The following is a 23,756-nucleotide window of genomic DNA, read 5'->3' on the forward strand; positions in this document are numbered from 1 at the left end:
CGCTTAGCATAGGTTCACAACACTCTTCCAGACAAAAAATGACATGTCAATGAAAAGAATTTCGGCTATGCCGAGTCTCACATCAGGGTATGAAGCACTGCGTTCGATTTCAAAAGAAGCGGCCTCGCCAACATTACGTTCTAACTAGTAACTTTTTGTCAAAATTTGGAAAGGCGCAGGTCCGGAAGTCCAGCTCTTTTGTACTTTTTTATGAAGTAATATTCAACGTAGCAATAGGAGGATGACAATGCACAATTTTATCAACAAATACAACAAGGATTACTACGGCGGCGGTCTGATGGTCTTGCTTGGCCTTGGTGCCATGTTACAAGGAAGGACTTACAGCGTCGGTACATTGAGCAAGATGGGTCCCGGCTTTTTTCCCGTCGCGCTCGGGGCGCTTCTGGCTCTGGTGGGTGCAACAATCGTTCTCACCGCTAAACGTGCCGTACCGCACGGCGATGAAAAACCACTTGCTCCGGAATGGCGCGGTTGGGCCTGCATCACCCTCTCCATCGTCGCTTTCGTGGTTTTAGGGAAATATGGTGGCTTATTGCCAGCGAGCTTTGCCATCGTCTTTATTTCCGCGATGGGCGACCGCCAGAACACCGTCAAGAGGGCATTGATCCTGTCGTTGGCCATGGTTGCTGTTGCCACGGGCGTATTCTGGTGGGCGCTCCAGTTGCAGTTTCCTTTATTCCGCTGGGGTTGATCATGATCGGACAATCTTTGATGGACTTGTGGCAGGGTTTCGGCGTTGCGCTTCAGCCGGGAAATCTGATGTGGTCGTTTTTCGGTGTACTGATCGGTAATCTCATCGGCGTTCTGCCAGGCATGGGTGCATTGTCGGCCATTTCGATGTTGCTCCCATTAACTTATACGCTGCACCCTATCCCGGCCATACTGATGTTGGCAGGGATTTTTTACGGGTCCCAATATGGCGGTGCCATCGGCGCCATTTTACTGAACCTGCCTTGCCACCCACCTCATGCCGTGACCTGCTTGGATGGCTATCCATTGACCAAACAGGGCAAGGGCGGAACGGCGCTCGGCATTACCATGATTTCGTCGTTCTTCGCGGCATCCTTCGGAATTCTCGTCATGATTTTCGCCTCCCCGCTGTTGGTCAGTATTGCCTTCAAGTTCGGCCCGGCGGAAATATTCTCGATCATGCTGCTGGGGCTGCTGTGTGGCGGAACAATGTCCAGGGGCTCCCCGCTGAAAGGCGTGGCGATGACCATCATTGGTCTGATGCTTGGCATTGTCGGCACCGACGTCAATTCCGGGACCCCACGCTTTACCATGGGCCTGATCGAGCTATCCGACAAGGTGGAATTGGTGGCATTGGCACTGGGCCTGTTCGGTGTCACCGAATTTCTGCGCAGCGTGAACCGCATGGAAGCGGTCGGCAGTGGCGTTAAAGTGCGCTTGCGCGATATGCGCCCCAGCAAGGCCGAGCTGAAGCAATCGTTCTTTCCCATGCTGCGCGGTACGCTGATTGGCACCCTGTTTGGCGCCATGCCCGGCACCGGGCCCACCATCACCACGTTTATTGCTTATGCATTCGAGCGGAAGATTTCCAAAACGCCGGAGCGATTCGGCCATGGCGCGATCGAAGGCGTCGCCAGTCCCGAGGCGGCATCGCACTCCAAGACCCAGGTCGATTTCATTCCGACCATGAGCCTGGGCATCCCCGGCGACGCGGTGATGGCACTGATCCTGGGCGCCTTGCTGATCCAGGGCATACAGCCCGGACCGCAATTGATCACTGAGCATGCCGACCTGTTCTGGGGACTGATCGCCAGCTTCTGGATTGGCAATGTGCTGCTGGTGATATTGAACATTCCGCTGATCGGGGTGTGGGTAAAAATGTTGCAGGTTCCTTATCGCTACCTGTATCCAGCCGCCTTGTTTTTCATCGCGGTGGGCGTCTATAGCACCAATAACAGCCTGTTCGAGATCGGCGAAGTACTCGCGTTTGGCTTGATCGGCGCCGTCTTTGTTGCCCTGGATTTTCCGGTGGCGCCGATCCTACTGGGTTATGTTCTGGGACCGATGGTCGAGGAAAATTTCCGCCGTGCGCTGCTACTCTCGCGCGGCGACATGATGGTGTTTGTGGAGAGACCGATCAGTGCGGGATTCATTTCACTATGTGCATTGCTGGTCCTGGCGCAATTATTTTTTGCATTGCGCGCTGCCCTCCATAAAAGAAAATCGGCAGCACTACGGCAAGTTATTCACGCCACCATGCCTGTCCTTGACGAAGATTGAAAACGTCGATCAAGTCCAGACGCGAACAGGCCTGTCAGGAAAGATAAGCAGACTGCGGAGGATATGCCTGACGGATGGGTATTTCGGTAATTAATCTAATAAATCATTTGACCTTTGGAACCACAGGAGAAGTGAGGTGAACGTGATGGACGAGTAACAGATTATCCGGAATAAGGTCGGGCTGCCGAAGTTGGCGGAAGCATAAGGCAGTGTCTCGCAGGTATACACTGTAATGGGAATCTCGCGAGCCAGCTTTTACCTGCTCGTGCTTCACGCTTGCCAACTTCAGAGGCTTCGCGTATGCGACTAAACCGATTCAGCAGTTTGCATACACGACCGGGAAGAATGCGACAGGCAGTTCGCTAATCATCGACGCGGTGGATTTGTTGTATACGCGAAAATTCGATGGATTTTGTCTGATCGCCAGCGGCAGCGATTTCACCCGGTTCGCGATGCGGTTGCGCGAGGACGGATTGATCCATTCCTGCGCAAGCACCTACCGAAACGGCATCGCCAGCAAAACTGGAGTGTCCAAAGAAATTTGTTTTGGAGGCGCTCGATTAATCGGTTGACGATTTAGGGTGGGTTGGTCTTGGTGCCTTTGGAAGTTACTTAACGAAATTGCAACCAGACTTCGATTCACAGCTGCACGGTTTCAAGGAACTGTCGAATTTGGTAAAAGAGCGAAGCCGGACATTTTCGCGACAGAGGAGCGCACATTATCCGAGTCAAATCACTCCATCGCAAAAGGGGCGATAGATACGTGAAATCGGCATACTTCTCGTCGTCAAAAAACGACAGCAACATTTAATTCCCCATAACAGCATCACCTCGCAGCATCACATCACGTTGGTCGAACTGAAAACAGGACACCATATGTCGGCGAACGACCCGCATTCCTTCATCCGAATTCTCAGAGCCAGTAAAGTCCCTCGTGTACTCACGCGCGCTAGTAGTGCCCGCATAGGCCAACGCCATACGCGTGTTATCACTTACAAAAATCTTTCGAATACCATTGATTTTTATTTTCGGGAAGTTAATTGGTATCATCTAACCGTTCGAAGCAGTCATTGTCACGTGTCCGCTTGTCCTGCCAAGCCGATCGGCGGCCAGAAGTGAGTAGTCTTTATGAAGCAGGTTTAGAACAAGAGTTATCTGAATTTTCCTTTCAAACGCTTTCTGTCCCTATCGCTAAATTGCGCCACCTTGACCTAGACCATCGCTTGAATACCGACTACGACTCGATGCCCCCAATATCGGAATCAGTGAGTTCAATCAAGCGATCGCGCAACCATGCGTGCGCCCGATTATGTGTTTCTCGTTCATGCCATAGCATATCCACATGTACGGCGGGCAAGGAAAACGGTAATTTCTTTGAAACTAGCAGGTGCTCCATTCCGGTCGAAGCGATCAAATGCCGTGGTATCACCGTGAGCAAATCAGATTTTGCGACGACACGGCCAACGGTAAAAAATTGATTCACAGTAAGCACGAGTCGGCGCTTGCGCCCGAGGTTCTCGAGCACCTCCTCGGCCAGCCCATGCGCGCGTCCCGAAAAACTTACCAACGCATGCTCGGCCGCACAATAGCCGTCTAGCGTCAGTTCGCCGTCGGCCAACGGGTGATCCTTGCGCATTACGCATACATATTCCCCGGTATATAAGCGTCTGTGTCGTATCGATGATCCAACGCCTTGCTCACCCTTTACTTGGGCGACGACTCCCGGGAAAAAGCCGATTGCCAGATCGATATTGCTTTGCAACAGTATGGGGCGCGGATCACGTGTCGTCAGTGGTGACATCCGGATGTTCAGTCCCGGCGCATTTTGTTTAATCAACATCATCAGCGGCGGCAGCAGGAGTGACGCGGTCGCATCCGCCATGGCCAATCGAAACGTAGCTTGCGATTCCGATATTTCGGACGTGTGTGGTGCAATTGCCGTCTCCAAAGCGGTCAGCGCGCCCCGGACAATGGGCCACAATTCTTCAGCGCGCGCGGTCGGCTTCACGCCATGTACGGTGCGAATCAACAGTTCGTCTTGCAGCGCAACACGCAGGCGCCTTAGCGCATTGGATACTGCTGGCTGTGTCATCGCAAGGCGGTCGGCTGCGCGCGTTAAGTTCAGTTCGATCATCACAGCATCAAACACCCGTAGCAGATTGAGATCGAGATTAAGAAAACTCATTTCATTACCTTATTTCTATTTCAAATGCGACACAACCGCATCAACTCGCTTCGACCAAGTAGCTGCGTACAGTCGGTGGCGAGTCGCCAATATGGAACGTAAGCTTGCCCTCACGCCGGGCGACTTCAGAGGCTGTGAGCCTATCGAAGCGACGCAGGTACTCGGTCCACGACTCATCGGCGATTTGCTCCACGTAGCGACCGGGATCCGAAACGTCATGGAGCAAGTCCCAACGCAACACGCCTTGCCGCAACCTGCTTCTGCGACTCTCAAACATGAGTTCCTGGAATTCGGCGACATAGCGCGGATCAATCACATATTCAATCGTGATCACTACATTGGTTCGCCGCGAAGGGACGTCAAAAACTGGCGCCTTCAGTTCACGAGACAGTGTCAAATCCTCGTCCATCACCCGGTCGGACACTGGGTGCCCTGCTGCGATCATGGCTGTTGCCCCCGTTAACGCCGCGAGGGCGAGACTGAACTGCACGTTCTGAAGCGTCGCGACCTGCCCCCCCAGACGGCTGCCCCAATCGCACTTGAGCTCATGACCGCCATCTGAAACATCGACATACCTCGGGCACGAACCCAGTCAGGAAGGCCAAGCTGGGCGAAAATACTCAAAGAATTGGCGGTCGTGATCCAAGCCATTCCCGCAATAAACATGGCAGCGTCCGCTGCGGTAGAGTGAAAAAAGAACAAGGATATCCGCAAGAGCACGGATTTGAACCGCGCCGACTGGCAGACAAACTGTACTCCAATGCGCATCGCACTGACGAGCCGCTCTGGTCCCAGCGCGCTGGGAAAAGCCTCATAAGGCCAGCGCATGATCAGGAATGCGCAGATCACTGAGAGAAAGGCGTTGAGCGTGAATACGTAAGCACTTCCCGCGGCAGCAATGAGAGCTCCGGCGACGAGGGGTCGATACGTGAGGCGTTCATGGCGATACCATTGAGCGCCAATGCCAACGGGAGTTCGGTGCGCGGCACGAGCTCAGGCACGATCATGGCGCAGTCCGGCGCTTCGCGCGCTCCAGCATTGGCCAAATTACTTCGAACTGCTCAGCTGACGCCACTCGGGTGAACGGCATCGTGGGTTGTACCAGCCCTCGATCCAAGTGGACACCGCCAAACGCGCCTCGGCTTTGGTTTTGAATGACCCCACGAAACCAAACTCTCAACATTAGGTTAAGTTCGCAATAGAGAACAATTGATCGTATAAACGTCACTAATTTAAACTCTTAGGTTCTGCGTGTCAAGTCCCCGAGACGTGGTCCGCAAAATCTCGATATATGGCTTGAGGTCAACGGCCGCCGCGTCCAAAGCGGCAATACGCGCACCATGACCACTTTAGCGTCTCACAGCTAATCGCCCACATCAGCGGTTTCATGACCCTGGATCCCGGCGACATTATCAGCACAGGGACGCCAGCCAGCGTTGGCTTGGGACAAAAGCCGGCACCAATCTATCGGACCGCGGGCGATCAGATGCGGCTTGCCATCAGCGGCTTGCCACTTAACCTCTACTTTTAGCACGCTCTAAAAATGGGAGGATTACCGAGTGATCTGAACTTCACGGACTACGTCTACGTGATTCATACCGCATACGAACTCGATGCGCGGCACCATGTCCTGCCATGGTTAGGCCAGACCGGATTGCCATTTACCAGTCGGATGCCGCCGGGCCAGGCAACCGCCGACGGCACCAATTACCGCATGGTGTCCGACACCGGCGCAGCTGTCGATGCTGCTGGAAGGGGTCAATTGGAAGCAGCCAGAACAGTCCTGGACACCGCTGTCGGTGTTGTAAACATCACTGCATGCGCGCATGCTTTGCGGCCTGATCCAACGCTGGCGGAGCTCCCGTCGAACATATTCATCGGGCGACGTCGTCTGGATCGCAACGGTGAAAAACATTGGCATGGTTCTACTCCCAACATGGCGATGTTGGGTGTCGCGGCGCTTAATAACGGGCCGTACATATTTAGCGAGCTGCAAAATCAAGCCGCACGAACAACGAGTTGTATATCTTGCTTCGCAGGCCGCCGAGGATAGACGTCAGATCGCCTCTCTCGGCACCATTGTGCGTTGCGACCACGAGTCGACGTACCGCATCAGCATTTCGCGCAACTTCTCCGCTCGGGGCTTCATATCAGAGGGAAGTCCCACGAGTGTGATCGACGCCACAGCCTCGCCGGTCTGATTGCGGACGGTTGCTGCGATTGCGAATCTCAGACCCGTATTCGTTGCGACCCCAGTCTTTATAATTTCGTCATATTCCTGGAGAAACTTGCGCACCAATTCTGCTTCCTCCGCGCTTTGACGGCGCAGATACGACTCCCGCTCGGCCATCGGCCACGCTGCTAGAAGCGCCTTCCCACCCGCCGTGGCCAACAGCTTGCGGCGGATGTTCGAGCGCGCCTCGAATCCCGCCAAGGCATCGCTCCCTGCTTCCGCGATGTAGATGAGCTGATCGCCGGCCGGCACCCCGAGGAATACTGCCAAACCCGACTCCTCGTGCAGTTTGACCAAGTCCGAATGCGTTACCAGCCCGGCTCGGATGTGACCACTCGCGAGTGTGAGACTATAAACTGCGGGGCCAAGATAAAAACGATGGTTCACCTCGTAAAGCCAGCCCTTCGCCAGCAGCCCGCTGATAAATCCGTGAATCGAACTCTTTGGAGCTTCCAGGGCTCGAACGAGTTCGGCGAACGTCATACCAGGGTTATAGACCACCTCTTCGAGGATGCGTGTGACCCTATCAACCGTACGATGGTTCTCCGGGATGCGTTGAGGACGGACATCCGACGTGTGCTGATCCATATTTCCCATCTTCCTTTATGCTGCCGTGAACATCAGAGTGAATTATTTCAGCGGAACAATTCCCCGATTATGTGATCGATGCGGGTCGCGTGAATACAGTCTGCCTATCGGCATGTACATCCAATGAATGTTCATGTGAAAGTTTGTCTTGCTGCTTCATTTCGAGCTCAAGACGCCACTGAGTCCCGCGAATATACGTTAGTGCTTCAACAAAAGTGTAGTATAACGGAAAACTATCCATGATCCGACGGCGATACGGTATGTCGCCGATGTGTGCGAGCAGTAACATATTGCCCGGTTCAACGAGCTTGCCGAAGTGTTCGATCTCATCGCCGGCGGCAAGAATTGCCATCGGAACGACATCGTCGCAGTCTTTGGTCGCCGAAGCCCACGAGCAAAAGGTCGCAACCGGCGGCCTGAGCTTCAGTCGGGGCAATCCGGAACCTGGAGATATCGTGCTCACAACCTAGTGTCCTGAGTCATTAATTCGTGGAACAATTAACTGCCGTATTTGTCTCATTCTCGAACTGACACAGGAGAGATCGAGATGGGACGAGGAAGACGGCTGCTGGAGCTGACGTTGACGGACGAAGAGAACAACCGCTTGGTCGAATGGACGCGACGCCGCAAGAGCGCGCAGGCGCTGGCGTTGCGTGCGCGCATTGTGCTGGCATGCGCTGACGGCGCGTTGAACAGGGACGTCGCCAACCGCTTGCATGTGACGCCGCAAACCGTGGGCAAATGGCGGCAGCGCTTCGTCGACCTGCGGCTTGATGGTTTGCTGGACGCACCCCGTCCCGGGCAGCCTCGCAAGATCAGCGATGCGAAGGTTGAAGAGATCATTGCCTTGACCCTCGAGAGCAGGCCGGCCGATGCAACGCATTGGAGCACGCGGCAAATGGCGAAGGCGGCGCGCCTCAATCAGACTGCGGTGACGCGTATCTGGCGCGCATTCGGCTTGCAGCCGCATCGCCAAGAAACATTCAAGCTGTCCACCGATCCGCTGTTTATCGACAAGGTGCGTGACATCGTCGGTCTGTATCTGGCGCCACCCGCACGCGCGGTCGTGCTGTGCGTCGATGAGAAATCGCAGATCCAGACGCTGGACCGCACGCAGCCGCTTCTGCCGTTGTCGTTTGGCGTGGCCGAGCGGCGCAGCCATGACTATGTGCTGCATGGTACGACCACGCTGTTCGCCGCATTGGATCTGGCCACCGGCCAAGTCATGGGCCAATTGCATCGGCGCCATCGTGCTACGGAGTTCCTGAAATTCTTGCGTACCATCGAGCAAAATGTGCCGGCCGACTTGGCCGTTCATCTGGTCATGGACAATTACGGTACGCACAAAACCTCGTCGGTGCGCGCGTGGTTTGCGCGCCATCCTCGTTTCCACTTGCATTTCACTCCGACTTCCGGATCCTGGCTCAACCTCGTGGAACGCTGGTTTGCATTGCTCACCGAGCGTCAGATCAAGCGTGGGTCGCACCGTAGCACGATCGAACTTGAACGTGCCATCCGTGATTACCTTGCTGTTTATAACCAAAACCCGACTCCTTTCGTTTGGCATAAGACCGCTGATCAAATCATCGAATCGGTCGGTCGTTTTTGTACACGAATTAATGACTCAGGACACTAGCGTTAATGCTACTTATTCTGTCAGCGGCGCGAGCCGATAGAACTGCGGCCAGTATCGCCGCACCAACTCCCGTTCAGCGCCATACGCGTAGCACATGTCGACTCTCAGCGGCCGATTGCCGGTACCCAAGCGCTCCGGGCGGCTTCTGCGCAGCACACTTAGCGACTGGAATGCAACCGTAGCTAGCGGCGTCAGGAGTTCCATTAGGTGATTACAGCTCCGCGCCCCGCTAAGCCTAGCGCGCACCTCCTTGTTCCAGCCGCTGGTCATCCGTAACCCTATGAGGGATTGCAGCGCACGGCCGCCCTCAGGGCATTCGGTGTAGGGCGCGGCGTCAGTGAAAGTCTGTACGCCATGCACCTGCATCTGATCATCGAACACGAGTCGCACCCCCATGTCGTGAATCGGCTCTTGAGCAGCCACCGGCCGGCCGCCACAGGCTGGCGTAAAGTCGTATGGTTTGCGGTCGGTTAGGCGGCTCTCAACCTCGAAAAGTCCGTCGCTACGCCGGAAACCTCGCATGTCGATGCGACGGAAGTGTACTTCCTCCCTCGTGACATCAGGTGCGATCGGAAAAATGGAGAGATTTTCGTCTTTCTGTCGCATTTTGCATGTACCTCCTAAGCACGTCGTTCTCAATATCGCTTCGTACGAGCGATGAAAGCCAAGCGCCAAGCCGTTACGAAATCAGCAGCCGGCGACCACATGCCCCAGTTGCACTGAAAGTCAGGCAAACTGAATTAGTTTTACATTCCACCACAAAGGTGCCAGTGGCGGGCACACAGCGTTCGCCACAACCGGTCAGTTGAAACGAGGAACGCGCTTCTCGAGGAAGGCGTTCACCGCCTCGCTGTGATCCGGCGTCTTGTGCGAGATGGCCTGAAACACAGCAGAGAGCTCTAGGACCGTATCCAAACGTGAGTGAATAGACTCGCGCATCAGGCGCTTGGTCAGGCGCACGCCGTGGGAGGCGTGCTGCGTAATGCGGCCCGCCAACTCCCGGGCCGACGTGATCAGTTGGTCGTGTACCACAACGCGCGAGACCAAGTCCCAAGCTAACGCCTGCTGAGCGTCGATCATGTCACCAGTGAAAGCAAGTTCGGCTGCGCGAGACATGCCTACGATACGCGGCAGGAGCCAGGCGCCGCCGTCGCCAGGAACGATGCCCAACTTGATAAAGCTCTCTGCAAACTTGGCCTTCTCGGAAGCGATGCGGATATCGCACATGCAAGCAAGGTCAAGCCCCGCGCCAATGGCATGGCCGTTGACGGCAGCAATCACTGGCACCTCGAGATTAAACAGACTCAACGTCAACCGCTGGATACCGCGCCGGTACTCGTGGCGGATCTCCATCTCACTCACATCGGGAGTGGCCTGCCGCTTCATTTCGCGGATGTCGCCGCCGGCACAGAACGAGGGACCGTTACCGGTGAGAATTACACACCTAACCTGCCGGTCGTCATGGATGCGGTCGATGGCATCAAGAAACTCAGGTATCGCACTGTTGCCGGTCAGCGGGTTGCGTTGCTCCGGCTGATTCATCGTTAAGGTGACTAGGGGGCCGTCTTGCTCGTAGATCAGAAAATCCGACATGTTATTGCTTCTCCGGGAAAAATTTGGCAGTGATATTGGATTAACTTAAACAAAATAATCTTGTGCGAACCCGATCGGCATCGCCGGTTAGCCCTCCGCACACCCGTCCGCAGTTTCGTAGCGCGTCCTGAACGCCATCCACAACAGCGCGCTCGAAGTCGACATCATCGGAGATGAGGCTCGCCTTGATCTTGTCGCCGGCGCAGATGGGCCGGTTGAAAGTCAGCTTGGTTTCGCAATGGAAGCCCGCGTGGCCCTTCCAGCCTACTTGGACAAAGCCCAGGCAGACGAAGATGAAGATCGGCGGCGCGATCACGGTTCGGTGCGGGGACTGTTCAGCATACGCTGCGTCCATCCACAGAGGGTTGTAGTCACCGATGCCTTCGGCGAACCGGAGAATCGCCAACCGGGTTGCGTACTCGTTGTTTACGCATGTATCGGTGCGCAGCTCGGTGCCGAACAGGGCGCGCATCTCCGCGAGCATCTTGTCGGTGAACTTCCCCCGGGCGAGCTCATTGTTTATGACTGCAGGCTCGTTCATAAATTAAATTTTGTCCGTATATACGTATAAATATTCATATAAACGACCTAACAGTAACCCGGCAGTTGGCGTGTGTCAAGCCCCCCCCCGCGGGAACGATAGTTATTAGCTAGCTCCAGAATGGCAAACTGATTCATGGCCATTTCCCAGTCGTGCCCGGCACGACTCCATTTGGATGTGATATTACGCAGCGCCAGCAGGAGCAACAATGCGGCTTCGAACTTGATAGCGACACAGCACGCGCTATCGCTAAAAAAGCTAGGAAATTCGATAAAAGAGAGAATCGACCTGATCAATCGTGCCGGCGGCACTCAAGGAGCAAAATAGGAACACTCCATAGGTGTAACAGCGGAAGGTTTTAAAGAGATTTATCGAGCGTTTTCTGATAGTGGATGGAACGGACTACGTTTTCCAGAGCAATATGGCGGTCAGGGGCCATGCGCGGTTAATGGAACAGATAGCTGATTCGACAACGGCATTTTCATTCAGGACGTAACAGCGACAGCAGCTATATACGAATTGGCAACCTGCCGGAACGGCTCCATCAATCAATATCGCTCTATACACTCCACATTGATGGACGTTTTCACGTGGCCGTACAACGAGATGCTGGTATGCGCGACGTCGATGGACTATGTAGACCGACAGTCAAAAGAGCGAGTCTGTTGATTACTAAACGCGCATCTGTGGATAAATTTGCACTTTTTTCAATTGATTTTTAGAAAAGAGATAGCTATGGACAAGATAAGTAGCCCAAATAAGCAGCAAGTACGGAACTGGTTGAGGAATCGATACCTCACTCGTAGCCCATTGCCGGATCAGAAACAGATAGAGCGTGAATTGTGGTAATCGAAAAATGAGCTCATAGCGCCAACTGGAAGCATTGGCAATAGGAATAAATGTGCATTAGAGCAGGCGTAGAGTAAATGTGGCGAGGGCTTTGCCTGTATTAACCTTCTTGGAGAGCAAAATGTTGGATTACGCCGAATATGAGTTCCCTACCCTGCTGGCCGCATGGCCAAATCCGGATAACCACGTCATCCATCCAGGGGGATGTTGGCCTTGATGGCTTTGATGATAGCGGGGTCGAGCCGCGCGACATCGATGGTCGCCCGCAAACCGCGAGACTGTCAGAAATTTTGTGTGTAGGGCATATCATGTCAGCAATTAAAAGGACCATGAATGCCACGCAAGAAAAAGAACGACGGCGCAGTTGACGCCACATTGCCCGAGATCCCATCGGAATTGCTTGACCAGTTTGTGACCGGCCCGATGACGGCCGAGTCGGTCGACGCGGCGATGAGGAAATTCAAGAAAGCGATCCTTGAACGGGTGCTGGGTGCCGAAATGACACATCACCTGGGCTATGCGCCGGGTGCCGACAAACCGGCCGGATCGGCGAACCACCGCAATGGCAGCAGCGGCAAGACAGTCTTGACCGACGAAGGACCGTTGCGCATTGAGGTGCCGCGCGACCGGCACGGCGCTTTCGAGCCGCAGATTGTGGGCAAGCATGAGCGGCGCTTCACCGGCTTCGACGACAAGATCATCGCCTTGTATGCGCGCGGCCTGACGGTGCGTGAAGTGCAGGCGCATTTACAGGAAATGTACGCGGTCGATGTCAGTCCAGACCTGATCAGCAAAGTCACCGATGCGGTCATGGCCGAGGTCACGGCATGGCAGACGCGGCCGCTCGAACCGATGTATCCGGTGGTGTTCTTTGACGCGCTGCGCGTCAAGATTCGCGAGGAAGGCGTGGTGCGCAACAAGGCGATCTACCTGGCGCTGGGCGTGCTGCCGGACGGCACGCGCGACATCCTGGGGCTATGGATCGAGAACACGGAGGGGGCGAAGTTCTGGATGAAGGTCTTCACCGACCTCAAGACGCGTGGCCTGGGCGACATTCTGATTGCCGTCACCGACGGCCTGAAGGGTATGCCCGAGGCGCTGGGCGCGGTGTACCCGGCTACCACGCTGCAGACCTGCATCGTGCACCTGATCCGCAACAGTCTGGACTATGCCAGCTGGAAGGACCGCAAAGCGCTGGCGGCGGCCATTAAGCCCATCTACACGGCGCCGGGGGCAGAGGCCGCGGCGGCCGAGTTGGACGCCTTCGAGGCGGGGCCATGGGGGCAGCGGTTCCCGACCGTTGTCGCCAGTTGGCGGCGCGCCTGGACCCATGTGATTCCGTTCTTCGCCTTTCCGCCTGAGGTGCGGCGCGTGATCTACACTACCAACGCAATCGAGAGCGTGAATGCGAGGCTACGAAAAATCCTCAAGACGCGCGGCCATTTCCCCACTGACGAGGCGGCAACCAAATTGATCTGGCTGGCGCTTCGGAACATTACGGACGATTGGGGCCGCGCAGCGAATCACTGGAAAACCGCGATGAACCAATTCGCGATCTTATTTGACGATCGATTCACGCGAATGATCGGATAGAATAAGCACCGACTTTACCACCGCGCCGCACGCTCTTGCCCTGCGCATTGGGCGGCGAGCGGCGCCATGGAAAAGTCTCCGAGGCCCCGCACACAAAAAAACTGACACTCCCCAAACCGCGCCAGATCGTTCACGAGATCGGGCGATCCGGGTGGTACTTTACTGGGGGGGCACAGTGCCTAACGTCATGTTTTCTCCTTTAGATATTTATATATACGAACCTTGCGTCCGGCCCCGCGTGAAGGAGGCCGGGAGGGTGTAAATAATTTTGTGAAATTCTGATTCGGCATGGCCTCCGAAAGCACGGTTCTGAGGGGGCGGTCGCGCAGGAATGCGCTGCTGCTACCCGCCCACCCTCGGGTTCCGAGCACTTTAGGTGGCCAGCAGCAGCCTGTGCGCCACCGTCAGTCCCTTCGACCAGTTGCCCGATGTGCTGCCCAAGATCGAACCCGCTCCCGATCCGAAACTTCCGGCACACTTCTGATGCGTCGCCGTGCGCCCCACCGGGCTGGAACTGGCGGAGGTCTTCCGCCAAGTCGGCCCTGACACCGCCGCGACCATGCCGACACACTAGTGAACACTCAAACAGTTCCGTGGGGCAGGAGAATCTGGCGAACGACACCACCGCTGCGAAGCAGGTCGAATCCTTCGTTCAGCTGATTGAAACTGATGTGCGCGCTACGCAACTTGTCTACGGGGAGTTGCCCGCGCAGGTACATGTCGATGTAGCGAGGGACATCGTCCTGTGGCACGCCATCACCCATGAAAGAACCACGCAGAACGCGCTCCTCGCAGACCCAAGGCAAGTGTGCGACCGTGAACGTCGCCGTTGACTTGCCGACGCCGACGCCGACCACTTCGCCCCCGCGTACCGTAATCTTCTGTGCCATCTCGAGCGCCCCCAGATTCCCGGAGATCTCGAACGCATGGTCGACGCCGCCGTTGGTCAAGTCGAGTACCTTCTGCAAAGTCTCCGGATCGTGCGCATCAAAGCAATCTGTGGCACCGCACGCACGCGCCAGGTCGAACTTGCTGGGCAGCACGTCGAGGCCGACGATCCGCGAGGCACCCGCCTCGCGGGCCGCCATCACTGCCGCGAGGCCGACGCCACCAAGGCCGAAAATTCCCACCGACGCGCCCGGCTTGACCTTGGCGCTGTTGAATACCGCGCCAGCACCCGTGACGACCGCGCAACCGAACAAGGCCGCGATGTCCAGCGGAACGGCAGGGTCGATCTTGATCAACGACTGCGGCGTCACGACTGCATACTGGGCATAGACAGAGATACCGCTATAGTGGTTGAGTCGGCCGCCGCCGGCAAGGCTAAGCCGCCGCGCGCCATTGCTTAACAAACCTTCCGCCTTCGCTCCGCTCGCGGCTTGACAAAGCCCGGGGCGAGAGGCAAGGCAGAACCTGCACTGGCCGCAACCGGCAACCGCAGCCATAGTCACATGGTCGCCAGGCTTATAGCCGGTGACGCCGCGTCCGACCTCCCGCACTATGCCGGCACCCTCGTGCCCACCGACGATCGGCAGCGGCCGCTTTCTCATTCCTTCGATCACGGACAAGTCGGAGTGACACAGGCCAGCGCCTCTGACCTCGACCAGCACTTCACACTCGCCGGGGCCGTCGAGTTCGACTTCTTCGATCCTGAACGGCTGGCTTTGGGCGTAGGGTGCAGGCAGCCCCTGCTCATACATCACCGCTGCGAGTATCTTCATTGTGTGGACTTTCTATAAAAATTTTGTTGTCGGAATTAGCCCTGCAACCGCTTCAGGATGCCTTCATAGGCTTCGAGGGCTTAGGAACGTGGATCATGAGTGTCTGGCTGAGCGCGCCATCGACGAGGATGTCCTGACCATTGATGTAGCCGGCCCGATCGCTTGCCAGGAAAGTGATGACATTTGCCAAATCCAGCGAGTCGGCCACGCGGCCGGCAGGGATCATTCGCCCCCGTGCCTGACCGACTTCGGGGTCGCTATAAGCCAACTCCGTCAACGGTGTGCGCACCAGACCAGGGGACACGGAGTTGCAGCGGATTCGGTGCTCGGCAAGTTCCAGAGCAAGCATGCGGGTGAGCATCATCAGACCAGCTTTGCCTACGCTGTAGGCGCCACCTTGGGGCAGCGGAAGGTGACCGCAGATTGAAGCGACGTTGATGATGCTGCCACCACGACTCGCCTCCATCATCTGGCGCCCAAACGTGCGCGTGCAGATCAGCGCCCCCGTCACGTTGACCGCCAACATCCGATTCCACTGCCCCAGATCGGCCTCCATCAACGGACCGGCGGAGACCACAAGGGCTGCGTTATTGACCAGAACCTGGCATGGACCAAGCTCCTCCCGTACCCGCTCAGCCGCATCGGCAATCGCATCCGCACGCGTCACGTCCGCCGCCAGGCTGATTGCACGGCCTCCGGCACACTTGATTTCCTCGGCCACCGCCGTTGCAGCATCTCCGTTAAGGTCCAGCACTGCGACAGCTGCGCCGCTTGCGGCTAACTCGCGCGCAGTTTCAGCACCGATGCCGCTGCCGGCTCCAGTGACCACGCAGACACGGTCCGACATGTCCAACCATGGGCCTCTTGAAGCTTGCGCCGCGTCAGTCAAACGAAATTCTTCCATTTAAGGGATCCTCCTCGAAAGTGTCAAAAATCCTCCTATTGCAGATCGCGTGTTGAGCTCATCGCGATTCGGGGCCAAGAAAAGCTGGGAGCCGAGGTGGGCGTTAAAGCGCCGGGAGGAGCAGGCCCAAGACGAACCACATCCTCGAGGTTTCCGGGAGGGGTGGCCCCAGGAACACGTTCAAAGGGACCGCGTACTTGCAATTTCACAAACCGTGAATTTTTTCTCCAGCAAGCCGCACTTCTGCACGGCAGCAAGCCAGGGGGCGCAATGAGGTGCGTGGATATGCTTGTCGAACGTACCTTGATCGGGCCACAACTCGGAAAAGCGCAAGACACCGGCATCAAACGGATCGACCGTAACCTCGTACATGATACAACCGTCCTTTTGGTTAGCAGTCTCAACCAAGGTACGGGCATGAGGGAGAATTTCTGGCATCAGCTCCGGGGGAAACCGAAGAAAGCCGAAGACGGCAACTTTTGCTGTTGAGTTCATGATCTTTAGGTTTAGGTTTAGGTTTAGGTTTAGGTTTAGGTTTAGGTTTAGGTTTAGGTTTAGGTTTAGGTTTAGGTTTAGGTTTAGGTTTAGGTTTAGGATTTAGCAATAACCCGTTACGGGGCTCATTGATGCGAGAACATGGTGATGCCTTGAGTGAGTCCCTCGGCCCAGAAGATCATGGAACCGCGCCCCCCCAACTCATCACGTGCGACGATGAGCACCTCTCGCGAGCCGGGCACGAAAGCCAAACTCGTACACTTCAAGAAGTGGTTTTCCTCGCGACCAGGAAGCAATATTTGGCCTATGGGTATGCCAAAGGGACTGAAGGCAAGAATCCGCCCCTGCTGGAACATTGCGACGTAGACGTTACCGTCCGCATCGGCACGCATCGAATCGGGTGCACGCCCGACGAACTGGTAGGGCGTCGACGAGCCATACGGAGCGACGACGCCTGGTTGCTCCAGGTCGGCGCGGTGCAGGCGGCCCACACAAAACTCGGTGGCCCACAGAACCTTGGCGTCCTGACTGAGCGCCACACCATTGGCAGCGCACATGTCCGGCAAAACCGGGGTGATCGTCTTGTAGTCAGGCGACACGTAGTAGACGCCGCCACTATGCCTGGTCGACGTGCCCTTGAAGTCCGTGAAGTAGAAGCCTCCGTTGTTATCGAAAACCAGGTCGTCGATTACGTAGCCGGCTTCGGGCGCCACTATGGTCTGAAGGTTGCGGCCGTCGGGGTCCAGTGCAATGACGCTGCCGTTCGTGAAATTTCTTCCGACACCTGCCACGAAGATACGCCCGTCCTTGTGGATGGCAATGCCTGCTGGACCCAGCGTGCTGTCGGTATAGACCGTCGAGAGCTTGTGGTCTGTCGACAGGCGAAGGATCCTTCCGCCATAGACGTCTACAAACAGAAGATTGCCCTTTCGGTCGAAAGCCGGCCCCTCCAGGGCAACCAGACCGTCCGAGACCTTGAAGAACGGCTCCGCCGTTGCAGTGGGAAGTCCCTGTTCGGTGACCGGAATGGGGACCAGTCCGCGCGTTGCGCGGGTGTAAGACAGCGTTGCGCCAGAGCTTTCTGGTTTTATTAGATTGTTGGGTGCCACGGCATTGTTTCCTTGTCAGTTCACTGCGCAGTCGACATGCTGGGGTTGCATGAACTCCCGCAAGCCATCCTCACCCCATTCAGAGCCGACGCCGCTGTGCTTGTAACCGGTCATCGGCGCATCCGGTCGGATCGGACTGCCGCCGTTGATCTGGACAGTGCCGACCCGCAACTCCGGCACGAGCTTGAGACACTGGTCCATGCCACCGAACAGATAGGCCTTGAGACCCAACTCCGAATCGTTGGTGATCTGGACCGCCTCCTCCACGGTTCGATATGTCAGCACCACCGACACCGGCCCGAATATCTCAGTGCGGGCAAGATGGGCCTTGTTGTCCAACCCGCCCACGAGGGCAGGATTCAGGAACCAGCCTTTTTCCATGTTCGGCCGCCCTCCGCCGGCAATGATCTCCGCCCCCTGCTCGACGGCCTTTGCCAAACCTGCTTCGATGCGGTCACGCTGGGCCGACGTGATCACGGGACCGACGATGGTTTCAGGATCACGCGGGTCTCCGACCTTGATCTGCGGATAGGCCTTGCGGCTGATCTCGACGAATTCCTCGTAACGCGATTCTTCGACAAGGATGCGCGTGGGTGAACCGCAGCCTTGGCCAGCATTGCGCGCATAACGTGCATGCAAGGAAAAGACGTACTTGTTGAAGTCCACCCCGGGAAGCATGATCGCAGCCGACTTTCCGCCGAGCTCCAGCACTACGCTGCGCAATCCGGTCGCTGCCTGTTGCATCACTTGGCGCCCGACATTGACCGAGCCCGTGAAGCTCACCTTGTCGACGCCGGGGTGCTCGGTCAGAGCGCGGCCCACGTCGGCGCCACCGGCAAGGATATTGACTGCCCCAGGAGGGAAGCCTGCGCGACGCACCAGGTCCCCCAGCAGCAACACCGTAAGAGGTGCCAGCGGCGAGGACAGAAGAACCGTCGTGCAACCGACCGCGAGGGCTGCACCGATCTTGTTGGCAGCGATCAGAATCGGATAGTTGAATGCGGTAATCGCGGCAACAACACCCACGGGCCGGTAGGCCACCGTGCTCACGGCGGTCATGGTCGAGTTGAAACCTAGTTGTCGGGTGTGGTCACGGGTGCCGACCTCGGCGAACCAGCGCAGGACTGTGGCTGCTGTATCGATTTGGTTGGTCTTGAGGTTGACCGGCGTGCCGACCTCGGCAATCAGGGTGTTCATCAGCCGGTCACGGCTTTCCTCGATGAGATCCGCCAGCTTGAGTAGTGCTGTCTTGCGAATTGCTGCGCTTTTCCAGGCGCCGCTATCGAATGCGGCCCTCGCGCTGGCCACGGCCTCGTCCACCTGCTGCACGGAAGCACCGGCAAATTCAGCCACAAGTTCTTCAGTGGTGGGGCAGACGACCTTGAGAAGATCGCCGTGGCCGGCTTGATCAACGTTATTGATGAGTAATCCGGTATGAATGTGACTTGGGAGGTGGTATTGCTTCTCAGACATGTTTGCTTTTCTCCATAGGACTAAACTTGGTCTCAACGAATTGGATGAACGGGCTGAAAGGTCAGCTTGTGAGGTTGACTGTTTGCTGCGCGTTCGCCGGTCGAAAAATCGAACCACCGGGAATCGCGTTCGCCTTCTGTACGAGGAGCTCTCCTGCTTTGTGAGTGGGCTGAGCTACCAATCCGACATGAAGGTTGTATCCTCACGGTTGACAGGCAGTTTGGGACTCACGCCTGCTGCACGTCAATTGCTGTTTTAAGAACTCGGCGTGCTTGTTTTCAGAACGATTCAGCAGCGATACGCAAGGCTGCGCAAACACGAATGCCCGCCATGAAACATGGCGGGCCTCACTTCACTTGGGATCGGATCGGCGCGAAATCAGTCGCGCCGGTGGACCAATGTCACGTGGCTTGCAATGTTGGTCATTTAGAGCGCTCCTTCGACGGTCGTGTTGCCGTCGCCGACGACCGCGAGCCGCGTTCCCCGAAAGCCTTAGCCGTCGCGCGAGAGCGCCGTCGCCTGACCCATGAGGCGCTGAGGTACTTCCGTGACCGCCAGCGTTTGCAGCGAAGTCATGACTAGCGAGATCACTAGCCCGCCCGCCACCAGCGCGGCGAACAGCAACGGGCGGGGGTTTCGCCGCGTTGAAGTAGGCGTAGGCGAAGTAGCACAGACTCGTGCCCTCGGTCGCCCCGAGCACCAGAAGCCGGATACCCGCCTATCAACGACGCGGTTTCAGCCCATGGCGCGGCTGGCGGCCTATGCCCCCCGCCGGCGTGGGGCGGAAATACATGGGCATCGGCCCGGCGCCGGCGACCCGGCACGTGCTGGAGAAGGCGGGGTTGCGGCCGCAGGACCTGGACGTGGTGGAGCCCAACGATGCCTTTGCCGCGCAGGCGTGCGCCGTAACGCGCGAACTTGGCCTGGATCCGGCCAAGGTTAATCCCAACGGCTCCGGCATTTCCCTCGGCCACCCGATCGGCGCGACCGGCGCGCTGATCACGGTCAAGGCGCTGCACGAGCTGCAGCCAGTCCGCGGCCGTTACGTCCTGGTCACCATGTGTATCGGCGGCGGCCAGGGCATCGCCGTCATCTTCGAGCGCACGGGGACCTGAGCCCCCGGCCGTCAGGCCACCACCTTGCGGGAGCGCAGGCCCGCAATCTCGGCGTTGTCGAGGCCCGCTTCGCGCAGCACCGCATCGGTGTCCTGGCCTATGGCAGGCGCCGTGTTGCGGAGTGTCGGGGCGGTGCGGCTGAACTTGACAGGGAACGCCACCACCCGGCGTGGCTTGCCGCTGCCGTCCGGCGCTGCCTGCCAAAACATCTGCCGGTGGCGGATCTGCGGGTCTTCGAACGTCTCCATCGGGCCATGCACCGGCGCCGCCGGCACGTCCGCGGCGGCGAACAGCGCCAGCCATTCGGCGGCCGTGCGCTTCGCTATCGCCGCCTCCACTTCGGGCAGCAGTTCGGCGGCTTGAATGCGGCGGCCGTCGAGGGTGCGCAGGCGTTCGTCAGCCAGCCAGTCCGGCCGTTCCAGCACCTTGCAGAAAGAGGCCCAGAAATGGTCCTCAGCGACGGCGAGGCTGATGCGCTTGCCATCGGCCGTTTCGAAAATGCGGCTGACGGCGTTGAGGCGGCTCGGCGGCGCCTCGCCGTTCCACAGCACGTTGCCCAGGCGCACGCCGGCCCAAGCGGCCACGCAGTCAGTGATGGCCACGTCCAGGTATTGGCCCTTGCCGCTTTGCTGGCGCTCGAACAACGCGCCCAGGATGGAGTAGGCGGCGAACATGCCCGAGGACAGGTCGCCCACCGGCAGGGTGCCCTTGACCGCCGGGTGCTTAAGGTCGCCCGGCATCGAGAAACCGCCACCCACACCCATGTAGGCGACGTCGTGGCCGGGCCAGTCCCGGTAAGGGCCGTCCTGGCCGTAGCCTGAAATGGAGCAGTAAACCAGGCGCGGAAAGCGTTGCAGCAAGGCCTCGTGGCCCAACCCCAGCCTGGCCATCACGCCCGGTCGGAAGCCCTCGATCACCACGTCGGCCTGCTCCACCAGCCGCAGCGCCAGCTCACTGCCTTCCGCCTGCTTCAGATCCAGCGAGATGCCGCGCTTGTTGCGGTTGGCCATCTCGAATTGGTCGGGCAAGATCTCGCGCGCGTAGTCGCCGCGCCCGGGTTGTTCGACCTTGTTGATGTCGGCGCCCATGTCGGCCAACAGCATGGTGGCGTAGGGGCCGGGCAGAAGCCAGCTAAAATCGACGATCCGGATGTCCTTCAACGCATTCATCTCTTCTCCTCTTGGGTGGTCGGGCGATGGAATTGGGGCCAGCGGCCCATACCCTCGCTACTTAGTCGACCCCGGTCGGCTATCGCAGCACGGCTTGGCGCGCAGTTTTGAAAGAAAAACCTTTTTTATTCGTAGGACATTGACGGGTCAATACATATCAGTGTGCTGTTGTCGATCACGAACCGGAAGCGAACGTCGCCCGCCGCCAAGCGGCGGTAGTCCTCATTGATGCGGTCGGCGTCGATCACTTCCACCTCCGCGCGGATGCCGTGTTGGGCGCAGAAGTCGAGCATCGCCTGGGTCTCGCGCAGGCCACCGCCTCGCGTGCCGGCGATCGAGCGCCGGTTGTGCAGGAGCGCCGCGGCGGAGATGTTCAGCGGCTTCTCCGGAATCGCCAGGCTCACGAGGGTGCCATCCAGCGCCAGCAGCCCCAGATACGCGTCGAGGTCCACATTCACCGGCACCGTGGAGATAATGACATGGAAGGAGTTGGCGAGCTCCCTGAAGGTGTCGGGGTCGGTGGCAACGCGATAGTCGTCCGAGCCCAGGTGCAGTGCGTCGTCGCGCTTGGCGGGCGACAGGTCGAGCACGGTCGTGTGCGCGCCGAATGCCCGGGACATCTGGACGCCGACGTGCCCGAGAGCACCGAAGCCGATGATGGCCACCCGCTTGCCCGGCCCCACGTTCCAGTGGCGCAGCGGTGAATACAAGGTGATGCCTGCGCAAAGCAGGTGTGCGGCGCTATCGAGCCAGATGGCGTCCGGGATGCGAACCACGAAAGCCTCGTCGGCCACGATCTTCTCGCTGTAACCGCCGTAAGTCGGCTCGCCGTCGTAGCCGGTCGAGTTGTAGGTCAGCACGCGCCGGCCGTCGCAGTACTGCTCCAGGCCGGCGCGGCAGTTGTTGAACACGCGGCAGGCATCGACCATGGTGCCGACGCCGACGCGGTCGCCCACAGCGAACCGGGTGACGTCAGCGCCGACCGAAGAGATCACCCCGGCGATCTCGTGCCCCGGCACCAGCGGGTGGATGGTCTTGCTGCCGCGCGTGCTATACGCGTGATCGAGGTCCGAATGGCAGATGCCGGCGTACGCGATGTCGATCAGTACATCGCGCGGAGCGGGGTCGCGCCGCTGGATCTTCGTTGCCTGGAACGGCCCGTGGGGGCCGCAGGTGCAGCGCGCGTGGACGGTGATCACGCGACGTGCCAGCCCTTGGCCCGGAGGGCGTCGAGCAATTGGCTGACTTCCTCCAGATCCTGCATGGTTCGGAAGACGATTCTCACGGATTGCTTCACGCGCGTCTCACTCAGGTTGGACATTGGCTTCCTTGGCAAGCCGTAGGTACTTGGCGACCTCGGCATCCATATAGGCCTTGAGTTCGTCCGGCCCCATGGTCAACGTTAGCACTCCCTGGTTGTTGAGCTGCTGAGCGACCTTGGGCTGCTTCTGTACCTGCGCGATGGCCGCGCTGATGCGGTTCACCAGCTCGCGCGGCATGCCCGCGGGCCCGACGAAGGCGATCCAGGACGAGAAGTCGAACCCGGGCAGCGTCTCGGAGATGGCGGGCCAGTCCGGGGTGGCCGGGTTGCGCTTAAGCGACGAAACGGCCAGTGCGCGCAACTGCCCGCCTTTAACCTGCGCCATTGCGTTGCCCTGATCGATCAGCGTCGCATCCAGCACGCCGCCGATCACATCCGTAATCGTGGCCGGCGTTCCCTTGTACGGCACAGTCAACAGCTGGATGCCGGCCAGCTTGTTCATGGAGGCGATCTGCAGCTGCACGATGGAGGTCGATGAGCCGACGCCGACGTTGCCGGGGCGCTGCTTCGCGTAGGCGATGAACTCCGCGAAGCTATGGATGGGCGAACTGGCTTTCACCATCAGGACGTGGTTGGTCACGGTCGCGGCGGCGATAGGCGTGAGGTCGCGCCGCGGGTCGTACGGCATGTTCTTCACAAAGGCCACGTTCGCGGCGAGCGGCGAGAGCGAGGCGCACATGAGCGTGAGACCGTCCGGAGCCGCGCGCACTACTTCCTTGGTGGCGATGGCGCCGTTCGCGCCGGCCTTGTTGTCGATCACGACGGACTGGCCGAGCACTTGGCTCATGGCAGGCGAGATCACGCGGGTGATGAAGTCATTCGACGAGCCGGCGGATACCGGAACCAGCATTCGGATGGACCTTCCCGATGCGCCCTGCGCGAGGACGCAGGTGGTTGGGAACACCAAAGCGGTGCCGAGCGCCTTCAGAAAGTTTCGGGTCTTCATGGATGTCGTCTCCT

Annotated in this window: 22 protein-coding genes and 3 pseudogenes; 8 read left to right on the forward strand and 17 right to left on the reverse strand. The window is 58.2% G+C overall.

Translation table 11 applies throughout. The features are described from left to right. Positions 1-247 precede the first annotated feature (247 nt). The 4 genes from AC3CHX_RS14525 to AC3CHX_RS14540 all read left to right on the forward strand — a co-directional run bounded on the left by AC3CHX_RS14525 (position 248) and on the right by AC3CHX_RS14540 (position 3,030). Positions 248-712, forward strand: a complete 465-nt coding sequence (locus tag AC3CHX_RS14525) for a tripartite tricarboxylate transporter TctB family protein (RefSeq protein WP_488628779.1) — start codon at positions 248-250, stop codon at positions 710-712. Between the two features lie 2 nt (positions 713-714). Beyond that, positions 715-2,271 (forward strand): tripartite tricarboxylate transporter permease, encoded by a 1,557-nt coding sequence (locus AC3CHX_RS14530; RefSeq protein WP_488628780.1) that lies wholly within the window; start codon positions 715-717, stop codon positions 2,269-2,271. 314 nt (positions 2,272-2,585) lie between these two features. Beyond that, the gene (locus AC3CHX_RS14535) at positions 2,586-2,843 is read left to right on the forward strand and encodes an NYN domain-containing protein (protein WP_488644828.1); all 258 of its coding nucleotides are present in this window, start codon (positions 2,586-2,588) and stop codon (positions 2,841-2,843) included. A gap of 49 nt (positions 2,844-2,892) precedes the next feature. Continuing rightward, positions 2,893-3,030, forward strand: coding sequence for a hypothetical protein (locus AC3CHX_RS14540; RefSeq protein WP_488628781.1), 138 nt, complete (start codon positions 2,893-2,895; stop codon positions 3,028-3,030). Positions 3,031-3,505: 475 nt separating this feature from the next. Here AC3CHX_RS14540 and AC3CHX_RS14545 read toward each other — a convergent pair whose 3' ends face one another. Together AC3CHX_RS14545 and AC3CHX_RS14550 are read right to left on the reverse strand one after the other, a co-directional pair. After that, a complete protein-coding gene (locus tag AC3CHX_RS14545; protein ID WP_488628782.1) occupies positions 3,506-4,456 on the reverse strand; it encodes a LysR family transcriptional regulator in 951 nt (316 codons plus the stop codon). Positions 4,457-4,496: 40 nt separating this feature from the next. Further along, a pseudogene (locus tag AC3CHX_RS14550) lies at positions 4,497-5,475 on the reverse strand (MFS transporter); the annotation flags it as partial. A 255-nt stretch (positions 5,476-5,730) separates the two neighbouring features. On the opposite strand from AC3CHX_RS14550, the pseudogene AC3CHX_RS14555 reads away from it, so the two are divergent. Continuing rightward, a pseudogene (locus AC3CHX_RS14555) lies at positions 5,731-5,987 on the forward strand (fumarylacetoacetate hydrolase family protein); the annotation flags it as partial. Between the two features lie 108 nt (positions 5,988-6,095). On the opposite strand, the gene AC3CHX_RS14560 reads toward AC3CHX_RS14555, so the two are convergent. The 3 genes from AC3CHX_RS14560 to AC3CHX_RS14570 form a co-directional block, all read right to left on the reverse strand. Next, positions 6,096-6,377, reverse strand: a complete 282-nt coding sequence (locus AC3CHX_RS14560; RefSeq protein ID WP_488628783.1) for a hypothetical protein — start codon at positions 6,375-6,377, stop codon at positions 6,096-6,098. 135 nt (positions 6,378-6,512) lie between these two features. Next, positions 6,513-7,277, reverse strand: coding sequence for an IclR family transcriptional regulator (locus tag AC3CHX_RS14565; protein WP_488628775.1), 765 nt, complete (start codon positions 7,275-7,277; stop codon positions 6,513-6,515). A 67-nt stretch (positions 7,278-7,344) separates the two neighbouring features. Beyond that, a complete protein-coding gene (locus tag AC3CHX_RS14570) occupies positions 7,345-7,740 on the reverse strand; it encodes a hypothetical protein (RefSeq protein WP_488628784.1) in 396 nt (131 codons plus the stop codon). Between the two features lie 84 nt (positions 7,741-7,824). Here AC3CHX_RS14570 and AC3CHX_RS14575 point away from each other — a divergent pair, with 84 nt between their 5' ends. Continuing rightward, on the forward strand, positions 7,825-8,913 hold the full coding sequence (locus tag AC3CHX_RS14575; protein ID WP_488628785.1) for an IS630 family transposase: 1,089 nt from the start codon (positions 7,825-7,827) through the stop codon (positions 8,911-8,913). Between the two features lie 12 nt (positions 8,914-8,925). Here AC3CHX_RS14575 and AC3CHX_RS14580 read toward each other — a convergent pair whose 3' ends face one another. The 3 genes from AC3CHX_RS14580 to AC3CHX_RS14590 form a co-directional block, all read right to left on the reverse strand. Next, positions 8,926-9,519 carry a DUF2889 domain-containing protein gene (locus AC3CHX_RS14580; protein ID WP_488628786.1) on the reverse strand — a complete coding sequence of 198 codons (594 nt, stop codon included), beginning with the start codon at positions 9,517-9,519 and terminating at the stop codon, positions 8,926-8,928. A gap of 195 nt (positions 9,520-9,714) precedes the next feature. Continuing rightward, on the reverse strand, positions 9,715-10,506 hold the full coding sequence (locus AC3CHX_RS14585) for a crotonase/enoyl-CoA hydratase family protein (protein ID WP_488628787.1): 792 nt from the start codon (positions 10,504-10,506) through the stop codon (positions 9,715-9,717). A 40-nt stretch (positions 10,507-10,546) separates the two neighbouring features. Then, positions 10,547-11,047 carry an FAS1-like dehydratase domain-containing protein gene (locus AC3CHX_RS14590; RefSeq protein ID WP_488628788.1) on the reverse strand — a complete coding sequence of 167 codons (501 nt, stop codon included), beginning with the start codon at positions 11,045-11,047 and terminating at the stop codon, positions 10,547-10,549. Positions 11,048-12,229: 1,182 nt separating this feature from the next. Here AC3CHX_RS14590 and AC3CHX_RS14595 point away from each other — a divergent pair. Continuing rightward, a complete protein-coding gene (locus AC3CHX_RS14595) occupies positions 12,230-13,489 on the forward strand; it encodes an IS256 family transposase (RefSeq protein ID WP_488628789.1) in 1,260 nt (419 codons plus the stop codon). Positions 13,490-14,070: 581 nt separating this feature from the next. On the opposite strand, the gene AC3CHX_RS14600 is transcribed toward AC3CHX_RS14595, so the two are convergent. The 5 genes from AC3CHX_RS14600 to AC3CHX_RS14620 all read right to left on the reverse strand — a co-directional run bounded on the left by AC3CHX_RS14600 (position 14,071) and on the right by AC3CHX_RS14620 (position 19,191). Further along, positions 14,071-15,210: an alcohol dehydrogenase catalytic domain-containing protein gene (locus tag AC3CHX_RS14600; RefSeq protein ID WP_488628790.1), complete on the reverse strand. Its 1,140-nt coding sequence runs from the start codon at positions 15,208-15,210 to the stop codon at positions 14,071-14,073. 52 nt (positions 15,211-15,262) lie between these two features. Continuing rightward, positions 15,263-16,114 (reverse strand): SDR family NAD(P)-dependent oxidoreductase, encoded by an 852-nt coding sequence (locus AC3CHX_RS14605; RefSeq protein WP_488628791.1) that lies wholly within the window; start codon positions 16,112-16,114, stop codon positions 15,263-15,265. 180 nt (positions 16,115-16,294) lie between these two features. Beyond that, complete coding sequence (locus tag AC3CHX_RS14610; protein WP_488628792.1) at positions 16,295-16,609, reverse strand: putative quinol monooxygenase; 315 nt, start codon at positions 16,607-16,609, stop codon at positions 16,295-16,297. 125 nt (positions 16,610-16,734) lie between these two features. Beyond that, positions 16,735-17,718: an SMP-30/gluconolactonase/LRE family protein gene (locus tag AC3CHX_RS14615; RefSeq protein ID WP_488628793.1), complete on the reverse strand. Its 984-nt coding sequence runs from the start codon at positions 17,716-17,718 to the stop codon at positions 16,735-16,737. A gap of 15 nt (positions 17,719-17,733) precedes the next feature. Then, entirely contained in the window at positions 17,734-19,191 is a 1,458-nt protein-coding gene (locus AC3CHX_RS14620; protein WP_488628794.1) for an aldehyde dehydrogenase family protein, read from the reverse strand. Positions 19,192-19,927: 736 nt separating this feature from the next. Here AC3CHX_RS14620 and AC3CHX_RS14625 point away from each other — a divergent pair. Next, positions 19,928-20,306: pseudogene (locus AC3CHX_RS14625) on the forward strand (acetyl-CoA C-acyltransferase); the annotation flags it as partial. Positions 20,307-20,317: 11 nt separating this feature from the next. Here the strand turns inward: AC3CHX_RS14625 and AC3CHX_RS14630 are convergent. The 4 genes from AC3CHX_RS14630 to AC3CHX_RS14645 all read right to left on the reverse strand — a co-directional run bounded on the left by AC3CHX_RS14630 (position 20,318) and on the right by AC3CHX_RS14645 (position 23,742). Beyond that, positions 20,318-21,475, reverse strand: coding sequence for a CaiB/BaiF CoA transferase family protein (locus AC3CHX_RS14630; RefSeq protein WP_488628795.1), 1,158 nt, complete (start codon positions 21,473-21,475; stop codon positions 20,318-20,320). A 125-nt stretch (positions 21,476-21,600) separates the two neighbouring features. Further along, positions 21,601-22,674, reverse strand: coding sequence for an NAD(P)-dependent alcohol dehydrogenase (locus tag AC3CHX_RS14635; protein ID WP_488628796.1), 1,074 nt, complete (start codon positions 22,672-22,674; stop codon positions 21,601-21,603). Beyond that, positions 22,671-22,796 (reverse strand): hypothetical protein, encoded by a 126-nt coding sequence (locus AC3CHX_RS14640; RefSeq protein ID WP_488628797.1) that lies wholly within the window; start codon positions 22,794-22,796, stop codon positions 22,671-22,673. Before AC3CHX_RS14640 ends, AC3CHX_RS14635 begins: the two co-directional genes overlap by 4 nt. Next, positions 22,780-23,742, reverse strand: coding sequence for a Bug family tripartite tricarboxylate transporter substrate binding protein (locus AC3CHX_RS14645; RefSeq protein WP_488628798.1), 963 nt, complete (start codon positions 23,740-23,742; stop codon positions 22,780-22,782). The genes AC3CHX_RS14640 and AC3CHX_RS14645 overlap by 17 nt, the downstream gene beginning before the upstream one ends. Positions 23,743-23,756: the final 14 nt, after the last annotated feature.

The organism is Glaciimonas sp. OK215 (assembly GCF_057787885.1).